At 49.4% G+C, this 13,660-nt stretch carries 15 protein-coding genes, 1 tRNA gene and 1 pseudogene; 11 read left to right on the top strand and 6 right to left on the bottom strand.

From position 1 onward, the window contains the following. Positions 1–60: 60 nt before the first annotated feature. Entirely contained in the window at positions 61–1,425 is a 1,365-nt protein-coding gene (locus HLG76_RS12000; RefSeq protein WP_175993746.1) for a Do family serine endopeptidase, read from the bottom strand. Positions 1,426–1,494: 69 nt separating this feature from the next. Next, positions 1,495–1,899 carry a Z-ring associated protein ZapG gene (gene zapG / locus HLG76_RS11995; RefSeq protein WP_077459892.1) on the bottom strand — a complete coding sequence of 135 codons (405 nt, stop codon included), beginning with the start codon at positions 1,897–1,899 and terminating at the stop codon, positions 1,495–1,497. A 243-nt stretch (positions 1,900–2,142) separates the two neighbouring features. On the opposite strand from zapG, the gene zapE reads away from it, so the two are divergent. From zapE to sspB, 8 genes are all read left to right on the top strand, one after another. Next, positions 2,143–3,249 (top strand): cell division protein ZapE, encoded by a 1,107-nt coding sequence (gene zapE / locus HLG76_RS11990; RefSeq protein ID WP_077669464.1) that lies wholly within the window; start codon positions 2,143–2,145, stop codon positions 3,247–3,249. Between the two features lie 230 nt (positions 3,250–3,479). Continuing rightward, positions 3,480–3,908, top strand: coding sequence for a 50S ribosomal protein L13 (gene rplM, locus HLG76_RS11985; protein WP_025674468.1), 429 nt, complete (start codon positions 3,480–3,482; stop codon positions 3,906–3,908). Between the two features lie 13 nt (positions 3,909–3,921). Beyond that, the gene (rpsI, locus tag HLG76_RS11980; protein ID WP_021022657.1) at positions 3,922–4,311 is read left to right on the top strand and encodes a 30S ribosomal protein S9; all 390 of its coding nucleotides are present in this window, start codon (positions 3,922–3,924) and stop codon (positions 4,309–4,311) included. A 380-nt stretch (positions 4,312–4,691) separates the two neighbouring features. Further along, positions 4,692–5,282, top strand: a complete 591-nt coding sequence (gene petA / locus HLG76_RS11975) for a ubiquinol-cytochrome c reductase iron-sulfur subunit (protein WP_021022656.1) — start codon at positions 4,692–4,694, stop codon at positions 5,280–5,282. Next, positions 5,282–6,550, top strand: a complete 1,269-nt coding sequence (locus tag HLG76_RS11970; protein WP_021022655.1) for a cytochrome bc complex cytochrome b subunit — start codon at positions 5,282–5,284, stop codon at positions 6,548–6,550. Before petA ends, HLG76_RS11970 begins: the two co-directional genes overlap by 1 nt. Next, positions 6,547–7,284, top strand: a complete 738-nt coding sequence (locus tag HLG76_RS11965) for a cytochrome c1 (RefSeq protein ID WP_021022654.1) — start codon at positions 6,547–6,549, stop codon at positions 7,282–7,284. The genes HLG76_RS11970 and HLG76_RS11965 overlap by 4 nt, the downstream gene beginning before the upstream one ends. 87 nt (positions 7,285–7,371) lie before the next feature. Further along, entirely contained in the window at positions 7,372–8,010 is a 639-nt protein-coding gene (sspA, locus tag HLG76_RS11960; RefSeq protein ID WP_021022653.1) for a stringent starvation protein SspA, read from the top strand. After that, positions 8,010–8,534 carry a ClpXP protease specificity-enhancing factor gene (sspB, locus tag HLG76_RS11955; protein ID WP_077459889.1) on the top strand — a complete coding sequence of 175 codons (525 nt, stop codon included), beginning with the start codon at positions 8,010–8,012 and terminating at the stop codon, positions 8,532–8,534. The genes sspA and sspB overlap by 1 nt, the downstream gene beginning before the upstream one ends. Positions 8,535–8,666: 132 nt before the next feature. Here the strand turns inward: sspB and pyrI are convergent, their stop codons facing one another. From pyrI to argF, 3 genes are all read right to left on the bottom strand, one after another. Next, positions 8,667–9,134, bottom strand: coding sequence for an aspartate carbamoyltransferase regulatory subunit (gene pyrI / locus HLG76_RS11950; RefSeq protein WP_021022651.1), 468 nt, complete (start codon positions 9,132–9,134; stop codon positions 8,667–8,669). Continuing rightward, positions 9,131–10,075, bottom strand: coding sequence for an aspartate carbamoyltransferase (gene pyrB, locus HLG76_RS11945; protein WP_021022650.1), 945 nt, complete (start codon positions 10,073–10,075; stop codon positions 9,131–9,133). Before pyrB ends, pyrI begins: the two co-directional genes overlap by 4 nt. Before the next feature lie 214 nt (positions 10,076–10,289). After that, the gene (gene argF / locus HLG76_RS11940; protein WP_175993729.1) at positions 10,290–11,297 is read right to left on the bottom strand and encodes an ornithine carbamoyltransferase; all 1,008 of its coding nucleotides are present in this window, start codon (positions 11,295–11,297) and stop codon (positions 10,290–10,292) included. Between the two features lie 322 nt (positions 11,298–11,619). On the opposite strand from argF, the gene HLG76_RS11935 reads away from it, so the two are divergent. The 3 genes from HLG76_RS11935 (at position 11,620) to HLG76_RS15210 (ending at position 13,437) form a co-directional block, all read left to right on the top strand. Further along, a complete protein-coding gene (locus HLG76_RS11935; protein ID WP_077459887.1) occupies positions 11,620–11,862 on the top strand; it encodes a hypothetical protein in 243 nt (80 codons plus the stop codon). A 156-nt stretch (positions 11,863–12,018) separates the two neighbouring features. Next, positions 12,019–12,094: transfer RNA gene (locus HLG76_RS11930), tRNA-Ile, on the top strand. 701 nt (positions 12,095–12,795) lie between these two features. Next, positions 12,796–13,437 carry a potassium channel family protein gene (locus HLG76_RS15210; protein ID WP_175993728.1) on the top strand — a complete coding sequence of 214 codons (642 nt, stop codon included), beginning with the start codon at positions 12,796–12,798 and terminating at the stop codon, positions 13,435–13,437. Positions 13,438–13,467: 30 nt separating this feature from the next. On the opposite strand, the pseudogene HLG76_RS11920 reads toward HLG76_RS15210, so the two are convergent. Continuing rightward, positions 13,468–13,660: pseudogene (locus HLG76_RS11920) on the bottom strand (IS110 family transposase); the annotation flags it as partial.

Raw genomic sequence — 13,660 nt, 5'->3', positions numbered from 1 at the left:
CCAATAAAAATGCCTGCCGACGTGGCAGGCATCAATATTAAGGTGTGAATAGACGCCGGTTTATCGAATCACGAGATAAAGCGAGCTGTTATCACGCACAATATTAAGGGCGAGCACACCCGGTTTATCCTCGAGCAGCTTGCGCAGATCGCCCAAGCTCTCTACTTTGTGTCGATTGACGCCAATAATGACATCGCCCGCGCGTAATCCATATCGAGCGGCAAGCGAGCCTTCTTCAATCGTGGCAACTTCGACACCTGCTGGTTTCGCATCATGGTTTTTCAACTCTGCGCCAGCCAAAGCTTTGTGCAGGTTATCCGCTTTAGTTTGCGTTTGAGCCGCTTCTTTAAGGGTTGTTTCCACCTCGAGGGTTTCACCGTCACGGATCACGCCGAGCGCAACGGTTTTACCTGCCCCTAACGTCGCAATTTTGGCGCGTAACTCACTAAAGCTGCGAATACTCTTACCGTTGACAGAGACAATAATGTCACCGGCTTTGAGCCCGGCATCGTCAGCGGCAGATTCAGACATGACCTGACTAACAAAGGCGCCGTGCTGGGTGGCGAGCCCAAAGGCATCGGCTAACTCAGCGGTCAATTCACGGCCGGTCACGCCAAGCATGCCGCGTCGTACCGAGCCATATTCGATGATTTGGTCGACCAAGCTTTTCGCCATATTCACCGGTATCGCAAAGCCAATCCCGACATTGCCGCCGTTCGGGCCCAAAATCGCGGTGTTGATCCCCATCAGTTCACCATTGAGATTGACCAGCGCACCGCCGGAGTTACCACTGTTGATCGCCGCATCGGTTTGAATAAAGTTCTCGAAGTTTTCTAAATTCAAACCACTGCGCCCCAGTGCTGAGATGATCCCCGAGGTGACAGTTTGTCCGAGCCCGAATGGGTTACCAATCGCAACGGCAAAGTCACCAACACGTAAACGATCCGAATCAGCGAGTGGAATTTGCGTCAGATCTTTCGCATTCTCATCGAGCTGCAACAAGGCAATATCAGACATTTCGTCGCTGCCGATCAGGGTTGCATCGTATTCGCGGCCATCTTTGAGTTGGACACGGATCTCATCCGCATCATCAATCACATGATGGTTGGTCACGATATAACCTTTATTGGCATCAATAATCACCCCCGATCCCAAACCACGAAAAGGGCGCTCTTGGACTTGCTCAGACGGAACGTTGGGACCAAAGAAAAACCGAAATGCATCAGGAATACGTTGCTTAGACACCTTGTTGCCTTCCACCGCAATACTGACCACGGCTGGTGAGACTTTTTCTAACATTGGCGCCAAACTGGGCATGGCTTCACCGCTTACCGCTTGAGGCAAGGCGGCATAGCTTGGTAGAGGAGAAAGGGCCGCGCCAAGAGTTAGCGCGGCGACGCTAATTGCGAGTAAAGACTTTTTCATCATGGGTTAACTCCAATTGTCGACGTACCAATAGAGAGTGGGGACAATCTGAAAAAGTTCAATCCTCGATCAGCTGGCGCGCGAGCCTTCGTCGCTTTTTAACAAGCCCGAGGCGCTGCCAGAATAGTCACGAGGTGGATGACTGGCGGTGTCTACTTCCAGGTTGGTGATTTTCCCTAGACGCTTGGCAAAGGGATTATCTTGGTCGGGCAAGTCAGGCATCAGATCCGACGATGTCTTGGCCATATGTTGATAGAGCTTATTGTAGTCTTTCGATAAGGTATCAAGCAGTTCAGCACTTTGCGCAAAGTGATCCACCAACTCTTGGCGGTATTGCTCGAGCTCGTAACGTGACTTTTCTAGCTCCCTTTTCATATTTTTTTGTTGTTTGAGATCGCGCGTGGTCATACGGGCAATAAAAAAGCCCACCGCGATACCGATGACGAGAAAGATCAGGCTATTAATCCAGGCCATAACTGCTCCTTGTGCTCTCACATTGACTGAACACCCTGGGTATCCGGGAGTCAGTCAGGGCAAGCGAAATCACTTGCCTACGTATAATAATATCGTACATCTGCTGGTGGCTTAGCAAGATGAAACGTGTGTTCACTATACATGCCAGATCGCGAACGTGGTACTCCTATACGCGCGTATTTCTCTTTCTCGCTCGCGTGTTAATATGAAAACGATGGCGATAACCAACGAGGCTTTCAAGGAATGACGCCCTTAGAACATTATAATAACGATCTGACCCACCACCATTTTATCGAAGACCCCGCGCAACGTATGGCGGTCGAGAAACTCGATGAGCTCTACCACCGTTTACTCGCTCATCCCATCCCCCCCACTACGCCGGAAAAGCGCAGCTGGTTGCCTTGGCGAAAGCGCGAACCGGCCTCTGTGACCCCAGTAAAAGGCCTATACTTTTGGGGCGGTGTGGGACGCGGGAAAACCTATTTAATGGATACGTTTTTTCATGCACTCCCTTTTGATAACAAAATGCGCATGCACTTTCATCGCTTTATGCATCGGGTACATCAAGAGCTAAGAATACTGGATGGCGAAGCGGATCCATTGCCGCAAATCGCCGATAAGTTTGCACAAGAAACCCGCGTGCTGTGTTTTGACGAATTCTTTGTCTCGGACATTACCGATGCCATGATCTTAGGGACCCTGATGGAAGCGCTATTTGCCCGCGGGATCACCTTGGTCGCGACCTCAAATATCGTGCCTGATGAACTGTATTGGAACGGGTTACAGCGCGCACGCTTTATGCCCGCCATTGACTTAATCAACCAGCACTGTGAGGTGGTCAATGTTGACTCAGGCGTTGATTATCGCCTGCGTACTCTGACCCAAGCGGCTATTTTTTATCACCCGCTTGGCGATACCGCCACCGAGACGATGCAGGCGTATTTCAAAAAACTCAATGGGGAAGGGGGGCAGCGCGACCAAGTGATAGACGTAAATAACCGCCCGCTACATACCATTGAAAATGGCGATGGCGTGGCGCATTTTAGTTTTGCTGAGCTGTGTCAGTCCGCCCGCAGTCAAACCGACTACATGGAAATTGCGCGGCTTTATCACACGGTATTAGTCGCTGACATGCCGCAATTACACAGTACACAAGACGATGCTGCGCGTCGGTTTATTGCGCTGGTAGACGAGTTTTATGAGCGTAGCGTCAAACTCATTATTTCAGCGGCGGTGCCACTCGATAGCCTCTATGATGGCGACCGTTTAGCGTTTGAGTTTAAGCGTTGCCAGTCACGCCTGATTGAAATGCAAAGCCATGACTATCTCGCATTGCCTCATTTGCCCTAAGGCTGTCTGCTGGCGAACAGTCAAACAATAACCAACTGAGAAAAACGGCGGAATTTTTTTGCGAAAAGGAGGTGATTTTTTCTCCACTCTTCCCTATAATCTCGCGACCCACCGTTACTGTTGAAAGGCTTTGGCCGGGTGTACCACCACTCGAAGGGGTGATGTATGGACGCTTAACAGTGGGAGCTTAGGCTCCTGAAGTGAAACTTATTAATCGGGTAATTATTAGCATGAAAACTTTCGTTGCTAAACCAGAAACTGTAAAACGCGACTGGTTCGTTGTAGACGCTGAAGGCAAAACGCTAGGCCGTCTGGCCACTGAAATTGCAACGCGTCTGCGTGGCAAGCACAAGCCAGAGTACACGCCTCACGTTGACACTGGTGACTACATTGTTGTTATCAACGCTGAAAAAGTGGCTGTAACTGGCCGCAAAAAATCTGACAAGATGTACTACAGCCACACTGGCTACATTGGTGGCATCAAGTCAATCAGCTTTGAAAAACTGATCGCGCAAAAACCTGAGCTGGTGATTGAAAAAGCCGTTAAAGGTATGTTGCCACGCGGTCCTCTAGGTCGTGCTATGTACCGTAAACTGAAAGTTTACGCAGGTTCTGAGCACAAGCACGCGGCACAACAACCGCAAGTACTAGACATCTAAGAGGAATAAAGCAATGGCAGAACAATACTACGGCACCGGCCGTCGCAAAAGCTCCGCAGCTCGTGTCTTCATCAAGCCGGGTAGCGGCAACATCGAGATCAACAAGCGTTCTCTCGACACTTACTTCGGTCGTGAAACCGCTCGCATGGTTGTTCGTCAGCCACTTGAGCTGGTAGAAATGACTGAGAAGCTTGACCTTTACATCACCGTTTCTGGTGGTGGTATCTCTGGTCAAGCAGGCGCAATCCGTCACGGCATTACTCGTGCCTTGATGGAGTATGACGAGTCACTACGTCCTGCACTACGTGCAGCTGGCTTTGTGACGCGTGATGCGCGTAAAGTTGAGCGTAAGAAAGTGGGTCTTCGTAAAGCACGTCGTAGCCCGCAGTTCTCGAAGCGTTAATCGACGTTATCGTCAGATTTGCTACAAAAAGCCTGGTGTTCACGCCAGGCTTTTTTTATGCAATTTTTTCTGATCCAATAAGGTAGGGTATTACCTCTTTATTCCCTTTTAAAACAGTGTATAAGCGCGCACTTTCCAACATTTTTATTACCCTTTACATAATTCTGTGCACACCGCTCACATTTGTTACAAAAAGGTAGCTTTATCTTGTCAAAAAGTAGGGTTTTCTCTATCATCTAGCCGACGTAATAGCAGCTAAGATTTAATCGAACTGATCCCAGTCAGCCGTTATTACATATTCGTTTTTAAGTAAGCCGTACGCTCCATGGACGCAAAGGACAAAATAAAAATCCAAGCGGGAGCACATGGGAGAATGTTGGATGAGCAATGCGCCAGTGAATACCGGCCGACGCCGCTTCCTGACTGCGACGACGTCAGTTGTTGGCGGTTTAGGGGCCGTAGCAGTTGCCGTGCCTTTTATTAAGTCATGGAACCCAAGCGCGAAAGCCAAAGCGGCGGGCGCGCCGGTCGAAGTCGATATCAGTAAGCTGCAAGACGGACAAATGATCCGTGTCGAGTGGCGAGGAAAACCTGTGTGGATTGTGCGCCGTAGCGACGCCGTGGTTGAGGAGCTTTCAAGCTTTGAAGACCAATTGCGCGATCCGCAATCAGCACAGCCGCAACAACCGGAATATGCAACCAACCAGCTCCGCTCTATTAAACCTGAAATTTTTGTCGCGGTTGGTATCTGCACCCATCTTGGTTGTTCACCAACCTATCTACCAGACAGCTTCAGTGAGCAAGTGAGTGGAGTGAAAGCCGGGTTCTTTTGTCCGTGTCATGGGTCAAAATTTGACATGGCTGGACGTGTCTTTCAAGGCGTACCTGCACCACTTAACCTGGTCGTTCCACCTTATATGTACTTGGACGACAAGCGAGTGCTGGTGGGACAAGATGAGGGGGCTGCGTAATGGAAAGTTTTGCTAACTGGATTGAGAAACGCCTTCCCGCGATGAATGCGTATCGCAAGCACATGACCGAGTACCCAATGCCGAAGAACTTTAACTTCTGGTATATGTTTGGTGTGCTCGCGATGATTGTTCTGGTTAACCAAATTGTTACCGGGATTTGGCTAACCATGAACTACAACCCTTCAGCGGAAGGTGCGTTTGCCTCTGTTGAATACATCATGCGTGATGTCGAGTACGGTTGGCTGCTCCGATATATGCACTCCACTGGGGCCTCGGCGTTCTTCGTGGTGGTGTACCTGCACATGTTCCGCGGCCTCATTTATGGCTCGTACCAGAAGCCGCGTGAGCTACTGTGGCTGTTTGGGATGCTGATCTTCTTGGTGTTAATGGCAGAAGCGTTCATGGGCTACCTGCTGCCATGGGGACAGATGTCTTACTGGGGAGCACAGGTTATCATCTCCTTGTTTGGTGCGATTCCTGTGATTGGTGATGACTTAACGCTTTGGATCCGCGGTGATTACGTGGTATCAGGTGCAACCTTGAACCGCTTCTTTGCGCTTCACGTGGTGGCCTTGCCGATTGTCTTGCTGCTGTTAGTCGCGTTGCACGTCTTAGCGTTGCACGAAGTGGGCTCCAACAACCCAGATGGTATCGACACCAAACTGCCTAAAGGCGAAGCGGATGACGATGGCCAGCAGTCACAGTTTACGTTCCACCCTGATTACACCAAAAAATATAAGATCATTGACTCGATTCCTTTCCATCCATACGGCACGGTGAAAGATCTCATTGGCGTAGGTGTGTTTGGTATCTTGTTCGCGTATGTGATTTTCTTTAACCCTGAGATGGGCGGTTACTTCCTTGAGCCACCGAACTTTGAGGCCGCGAACCCGCTGAAGACCCCTGAGCATATTGCTCCGGTTTGGTACTTCACGCCTTTCTATGCAATTTTGCGTGCGATTCCTGACAAGCTGATTGGTGTTATCGCCATGGGTGCGTCGATTGTGGTGCTGTTTTTGTTGCCATGGTTAGATCGTTGTCGCGTGCGTTCGTATCGCTACCGTAGCAAACTGCACTTGGCAAACATTGTGCAATTTGTGATTGCGTTTGTAGCTCTCGGCATTCTGGGCGCGTTGCCAGCGACTCCAACGTACACCTTGCTGGCGCAGATCTTCAGCTTCTGTTACTTCATGTTCTTTGTGCTGTTGTTCTTCTACAGCAAAAATGAGGCAACAAAACCGCTACCAGAGAGGGTGACATTCAAATGAGAAAATGGATTGTAATCTTGTGCGCGCTGTTGCCCTCTTTGGCAATGGCCGCGGGCGGTAACGTTCACTTGGACGACGCCAACAACGATTTAACGGACAAAGCCTCATTGCAACGTGGCGCAAAAATGTTCATGAACTACTGCTTCGGCTGTCATGCCACGCAGTATCAGCGCTATCAGCGTGTCGCAGAAGATCTGAACATTCCACAAGACTTGATGGAAGAACACCTGATTGTCGACAAGAATGCGGACTATGGTGAGTTAATGACTAACGCCATGAGTCAAGAGTCGGGTGCACAGTACTTCGGTGCGCCAGCGCCTGACTTGACGCTGGTCGCGCGTGTACGTGGTACTGACTGGATCTATACCTATCTGCGTTCATTCTATGTTGACCCATCGCGTCCGTTTGGCGTGAACAATACGGTATTCCCTAACGTGGGCATGCCGCATGTGCTTGAAGAGCTTCAAGGCACCCCACGTAAAGTGTACGAAACACGCATGGTGGATGGTGAGCCGGTTGAGGAATTTGTCGGCCTGCAGTCTGACGGCAATGGCGAGCTGAGTGAGGGCGAGTATGATAATGCCGTCCGAGACTTGGTCAATTTCCTCGAGTATTCCGGTGAGCCGGTGAAGCTTGAGCGCCAGCAACTCGGTTGGTGGGTGATCGGTTTCTTCGTGGTATTCTTGATTTTGGCTTACTTCCTCAAGAAAGAATATTGGCGCGATGTGCACTGATCGGTTAATCTAGTGTGTTGCTAATCCGCAATGGGGGCTTTGAGTCCCCATTGCTTTCTATTGATATTGAACATCCTGGAGGGGTTGATGGCTGTTGCTGCCAATAAACGCTCGGTGATGACGTTATTCTCTGACGCATCTGATTTATATAGTCATCAGGTACGCATCGTCCTCGCAGAGAAAGGTGTCAGTGTAGAAATCGAGCTGGTGGATCCGAATAATCTGCCAGAAGATCTGGTTGACTTAAATCCTTATAACTCTGTTCCAACCTTGATTGACCGTGAGTTAGCGCTGTATAACGCAGACATCATCATGGAATACTTGGATGAGCGTTTCCCTCACCCGCCATTGATGCCGGTTTATCCTGTCGCGCGTGCACAAAGCCGCTTGATGATGTATCGCATTAAGCGTAACTGGTATACCTTGGTGGATCAGATCATGCAGGGCAGTGCGGATGAGGCGGATAAAGCCCGTAAGCAATTACGTGAAGAGCTCCTGGCTCTGGCGCCTGTCTTTGCCGAAGATCCTTACTTCTTAAGTGAAGAATTTAGCCTTGTTGATTGCTACTTAGCGCCACTTTTATGGCGTTTACCTGCACTGGGTATCGAACTGACCGGTCAGGGCTCGAAGCAAGTCAAAGACTACATGACGCGTCTGTTTGAGCGTGATTCGTTTCTCGCCTCACTGACAGAAGCTGAACGTGAAATGCGACTAACAGGTCAATAATGTCTACATCTGAATTTGCCATGACACCGCGCCGTCCTTATTTGGTTCGGGCGTTTTACGACTGGTTACTGGACAACGATCTCACGCCACACATTGTGGTCGATGCGACCTTACCAGGAACGCAAGTACCGTTTGATTACGTTAAAGACGGGCAAATTGTACTGAACATCGCCCCGCGAGCAGTCGGTAATCTTGAACTCAGTAACGAGCATGTGTGTTTTAACGCGCGCTTTGGCGGTAAACCGCAGCAAGTGATGGTGCCAATGGCAGCCGTGCTTGCACTGTATGCGCGTGAAAATGGCGCCGGGACCATGTTTGAAATGGAGCCTGCCTACGCCAACGCTGATGACGAGATGTTCGAGGACGAGACGTTCGAGCCGGCACCGACCGAAGAGGACGAGCCATCGCTTGTCTCTGTTGACAGTGTTGACGATCCAGACGCACTGCCGCAGGCCGATGACGAACCAGAAGCGCCAGCGGCGCCGAGTAAAAAAGGCAAGCCGACGCTTACCGTGGTGAAATAACCACTTGGCAGGTTAAACGATGACAAAAACCAGCACCTCGATGCTGGTTTTTTTATGTGTTACGCGCGCGGCAGGCGCAGTGCAAGCGCGCCCGCAACCGAGCACCCTCGCACTAGGGTTAGACAGCGAGGACTAGTGACGCTCGGTCATGATCTCGCGTGAGAATACCTTCTCACAGTACTTGCAGCAGAGCTTCACATCGTCGGCCTCCGTGAGCACTCGGAATGAGCTATCGACAGCCGGCTCGCCATGGGTAATGCAGTTAGAGTTTGGGCAGCTAAACACCCCTTGAATCACCTCAGGCAATGTCAGCGGCAGCTTGGCGACCACTTGATAATCTTCAATTTGATTCACCGTTGCCTGTGGCGCGTACAGGGCAAGCTGACTGGCTTGATCTTCGCTGATCACCACGTTCTCGATTTTGATCAAATCTTTACTGCCGAGCGCCGACGAAGGCAGATTCAAACCAATGGTGATCCGCTGATCGCTACCATGCATTTGAAACAGGTTTAAGATCTTAAAGCCAATGTGCGCGGGGATATGATCAATCACAGTGCCGTGGCAGATCGCTTCGACTTGTAGTTTATTATCCGTGCTCATTTTGCAACTCCTTCAACCTGTTCATTTAACACCAGCGCGAGTAGAGCCTCTCGGGCATACACTCCATTTTCTGCTTGCTCAAAGTAATACGCGTGCGGGGTTTTATCGACATCAACGGTAATTTCATCCACGCGTGGCAGCGGATGCATCACCTTCATATTCGGCTTGGCATCTCGCAGCATGCCGGCACTTAAAATAAACGCTGATTTAATGTGGGCGTATTCTGACTCATCAAAGCGCTCTTTTTGCACCCGTGTCATGTAAAGTACATCTAACTCAGGCACCACATCGCTAATGCTACTGTGTAGGCTATAAGGGTGGCCGCCCGCGGCAAGCTCATCAAGCAGGTGCTCTGGCATGGCGAGTGCATCCGGGGCGATGTAAAAGAAGCGGTTGCCCTCGAACTTTGATAACGCCTGGGTCAGCGAATGCACGGTACGGCCGTATTTAAGATCTCCCACCATGGCGATATTTAAGTTATCCAAGCGGCCCTGGGTTTCGTAAATCGAGAACAAATCGAGCAAGGTTTGGGTCGGGTGCTGATTCGCGCCGTCGCCACCGTTCACCACCGGCACGCCTTCAGAAAACTCCGACGCTAATCGCGCAGCGCCTTCTTTTGGGTGACGCATGACAAAGCCATCAACGTAAGAAGAAATCACACGGACCGAATCGGCCAAGGTTTCGCCTTTTTTGCCTGACGAGGTATTGCCGCCGTCGGGAAAGCCAATTACCGAGCCGCCAAGGCGCTGAATCGCGGTTTCAAACGACAACCGCGTGCGGGTTGACGCTTCAAAAAAGCAGCTAGCAATCACTTTATTTTTTAACAGCGTCGGGTTCGGGCGGGCTTTAAGTTCGCCCGCCGTGGCAACGATTAACTCTAGCTCGTCGCGGCTGAGCTCGGGAATGGAAATAATATGTTTGTGATAAAGCGTATTGGCCATAACGCGAGTCCCTTTCTTTGCAGTGTGCTACAGGCAAAAAAAAACCTCCGAAACGGAGGCTTTTACGATCACGACCAATGCGAATGCCGTCCCGCGATGGGGCGGATAAATCGCTGTTTGTGGGTGGAATAACCAACATAACTTCTGGCCGTGTAGTGAAATCTGGCCGAATTATACGCCCCTATTTGTGCTGTGCAAGCAAAAGTGCAATCGTTTACGCGCTTGCTTTGACGAGTGTGGCAATCATCACAGCCTTGATGGTATGGAGGCGGTTCTCGGCTTGATCAAAGACGATCGATTGCGCTGATTCAAATACCGCGTCGGTCACTTCCAGGCCATTGAGCCCGTATTGATCGGCAATTTGTTTACCCACGCCGGTCTCGTCATTATGAAACGCGGGCAAGCAGTGCATGAACTTGGCATCTGAGTTCTCGGTGGCGGCCATCAAACCGGGGTTGACTTGATAAGGGGTGAGATCCGCCACCCGCTGCGCCCAAACCGATTCTGGCTCGCCCATCGACACCCAGATGTCGGTATAAATAAAATCACAGCCTTTCACCGCCGCCGTATCTTCCGTGAGTGTGATCGTTGCTCCAGTACTGGCGGCAATATCTTGGCAGGTGGCAATCAAATCCGCCTCAGGCCAATAGGCTTTAGGACCAATCAAGCGTAAATCCATCCCCATTTTGGCCGCGCCCACCATCAACGAATTGCCCATGTTATTGCGCGCATCACCCAAATACGCAAAGGCGATTTGATTGAGCGGCTTGTCACTGTGCGCTTGCATGGTGAGTAAATCCGCCAGCACTTGAGTGGGGTGAAAGTCATCGGTAAGGCCATTCCACACCGGCACACCAGCATGGGCGGCTAAGGTTTCCACCACCTCTTGACCAAACCCACGATACTGAATGCCATCGTACATTCTCCCTAACACCCGCGCGGTGTCCTTCATGGTCTCTTTATGGCCAATTTGGCTGCCGCTGGGGCCGAGATACGTAACTTGTGCGCCTTGATCAAACGCCGCCACTTCAAACGCACAGCGGGTGCGGGTTGAGGTTTTCTCAAAAATCAGGGCAATATTTTTGCCCGTCAGCTGTGGGGTTTCCTCACCACAGGCTTTGGCCGCTTTAAGGGCGGCGGCATCATTAATCAGATCGTGGATTTGCTGAGGTGACAAGTCGAGTAAGGTGAGCAGTGATTGCTGGTAGAGGTCGCTTTTCATATTTATCCCTAAATAACGCGCTAAATTGAATATTAAATCGATATTTATGTTTAATTATTCTTTGATAGTAAAGTGCGTGTCAACAAGATGCAAGCGACAAATCCGAGCGTAAAGGCCATCAATTAACCATTAACACACCGTTTTGAAGGTTTTCTGACCGCAGGAGGGGGATTTAATCAAGGACTGACAATGCTGATAAATTGGCGACAAACGACACAATCCTTTTACCGCCTTATAGCGAGGGAATGACAGGGCAGTGCGGCGAGTGCGAGATAGTGTTTCTGTCCTCAAGGGCAACGACACTATTAGGAAGGAGAACACCATGAAAACATACAACCAAGCACTGACTCTGAGCGCACTGATGATGATAGTTGGCCTAGCGGGCCCGGCAATGGCGAATGACGAGCCGATGCAGCCTGCAGACGGCCAGCCAGCGGTGACTTGCCCTGAAGGTGGCACGGATTGCGACACCCAGCCAATACCAGAAGACGACAACAGCGCCTGGCCACCGGAAGAAGAAACCTGGCCCGCCGATGACAACAGCGAAGACCCCGCCATGCAGTAAGTGGTGTCACAGAACTCAGTAAGTAAAGCATGAGTGCCGTCACACTGGCGGCGCTTGTTTTGCCACCATTGCGCTAAGTGCTCAAAAACCATACTGAATTGACCCCCCTTACAACTAGACACCCTGTTTGCCTTCCCCTATAATCCCAATCCACTCGGCCCCTTAGCTCAGTGGTTAGAGCAGTCGACTCATAATCGATTGGTCCCCAGTTCAAGTCTGGGAGGGGCCACCAGTTATAGCAAGGCGTAGCAGGTTAGTACCTACTACGCCTTTTTTGTACCTGCCGATTTTTAGTCAAACACTTAGTCAAACAAGGAACGGGTACAACTCGCGTTTTCGCATTAGAAAAAATCAGCGGAGTAGCATTGAGGGGTGCTCAACACTCCGATCCTACTAGCAGTCCTCTTTCCACTTGCTTATACAAGCGCCCCCTAAAACGATTCACCATTGTTCCCTAGGCAACTTCTTGTACCCACCTCACAAAATATGGCTTATCTAACACTTTGGACAATAGGGCACGAAAACCAAAACAGCCCTTGATACACTAATCCCAAATTTGCCAACTCGATGGCGTGTTAGGTGCCGACAACTGATCGGCGGTAGCATGGCTAAACACTGGACGGTTAACCAGCTTATCTGCCAGATACACTCATTTGCGTGCGCGTTTATCCGTGACCGATTCACACTATCCCAGAATGGATGATTAAAAGAGTCGATAAGTCATGCGTTTACAGACTCACGCTTGGGGATAGTGTGAATACCAGAATAGAGATAGGCGGCATGCACACTTTCGCGGAAGAGTAGTATCCATTAGAGGTGAGAAATTATATTGGTAACAGCCAGTTAGGTAGGAAATAGTGTGTATAACGATTTTGGGAAATCGCGCATGCGCACTAATACAATGTTAGACCAACGAAATATTTCGAGGATATTGTGAATTTTAAATTAATAGTTACAGGTACAATAGAGTTGTTACTTTCTCCTACGTATTTTTTCGCAGATTACAAAAAGTCTAAGTACGGAAGTGAAAATAAAAACATAAGTCCGTTGATCAAAAGATTTAACTCAATTTACTTACTCATCGCCTCTTTAATTGCTTTGGGGCTGTTTTTTTATCCTCCGACAGAGGTTTATAAAACTGAACTAGGTGACGCATTCTTTTGGTTTGCTATGTTTATTGTGTGGGTCTACCCACTATCTCGCGCGAATGAAATTATTTATGCTTTCTACCGCGATGCTATAGAAAAACTAAACGGTGAACCTAGTAGAAGTGATTTGAAATATGGAGAACGTATTCAATTAGCGGTTAAAAGCTATATTGAGCTGATAATTAATTTTGCTAGTATCTACATGCTTTTACCACCATGCTATTTTGACAATAAAATAAACTCCTATATAGATGCCCTGTACTTTAGTGGCGTTACAATTACTACTTTAGGCTATGGCGATATATCTCCTCGTTATGCATTTCCTCAATTTTTATCAGTTTATGAAGTTTTGTGCGGGTTTACACTTATCGTTGTTAGTTTTGCTGTCTACACTGGTCGTGGAATTGAAGCAAGTGGTAGTGCATAGTTGGTCTAACAAACGAGTATGTCGTCAATCCTAAATTTTAGCGAGATTTTTATCCCACATCACGCCGTCTCTGAGCATCGAATTTAAGATCACTACCATCTTGCGCACACAGGCAATAATGGCGACTTTTTTCGGCTTTCCAGCGGCGACTAATCGGGTATACGTGGATTTAAAAACAGGATTACATTGCATCGCAGACATCATCGCCATATACAACACGGTA

Source organism: Salinivibrio sp. EAGSL (assembly GCF_013366455.1).
GTDB classification, from domain to species: domain Bacteria; phylum Pseudomonadota; class Gammaproteobacteria; order Enterobacterales; family Vibrionaceae; genus Salinivibrio; species Salinivibrio costicola.
This window is presented reverse-complemented; position numbering and strand designations above follow the sequence as displayed.

Excerpts from the sequence above, each read along its gene's own strand:
- HLG76_RS12000 (WP_175993746.1), bottom strand. The coding sequence starts at position 1,425 with ATGAAAAAGTCTTTACTCGCAATTAGCGTCGCCGCGCTAACTCTTGGC.
- zapG (WP_077459892.1), bottom strand. The coding sequence starts at position 1,899 with ATGGCCTGGATTAATAGCCTGATCTTTCTCGTCATCGGTATCGCGGTG.
- zapE (WP_077669464.1), top strand. The coding sequence starts at position 2,143 with ATGACGCCCTTAGAACATTATAATAACGATCTGACCCACCACCATTTT.
- rplM (WP_025674468.1), top strand. The coding sequence starts at position 3,480 with ATGAAAACTTTCGTTGCTAAACCAGAAACTGTAAAACGCGACTGGTTC.
- rpsI (WP_021022657.1), top strand. The coding sequence starts at position 3,922 with ATGGCAGAACAATACTACGGCACCGGCCGTCGCAAAAGCTCCGCAGCT.
- petA (WP_021022656.1), top strand. The coding sequence starts at position 4,692 with ATGAGCAATGCGCCAGTGAATACCGGCCGACGCCGCTTCCTGACTGCG.
- HLG76_RS11970 (WP_021022655.1), top strand. The coding sequence starts at position 5,282 with ATGGAAAGTTTTGCTAACTGGATTGAGAAACGCCTTCCCGCGATGAAT.
- HLG76_RS11965 (WP_021022654.1), top strand. The coding sequence starts at position 6,547 with ATGAGAAAATGGATTGTAATCTTGTGCGCGCTGTTGCCCTCTTTGGCA.
- sspA (WP_021022653.1), top strand. The coding sequence starts at position 7,372 with ATGGCTGTTGCTGCCAATAAACGCTCGGTGATGACGTTATTCTCTGAC.
- sspB (WP_077459889.1), top strand. The coding sequence starts at position 8,010 with ATGTCTACATCTGAATTTGCCATGACACCGCGCCGTCCTTATTTGGTT.
- pyrI (WP_021022651.1), bottom strand. The coding sequence starts at position 9,134 with ATGAGCACGGATAATAAACTACAAGTCGAAGCGATCTGCCACGGCACT.
- pyrB (WP_021022650.1), bottom strand. The coding sequence starts at position 10,075 with ATGGCCAATACGCTTTATCACAAACATATTATTTCCATTCCCGAGCTC.
- argF (WP_175993729.1), bottom strand. The coding sequence starts at position 11,297 with ATGAAAAGCGACCTCTACCAGCAATCACTGCTCACCTTACTCGACTTG.
- HLG76_RS11935 (WP_077459887.1), top strand. The coding sequence starts at position 11,620 with ATGAAAACATACAACCAAGCACTGACTCTGAGCGCACTGATGATGATA.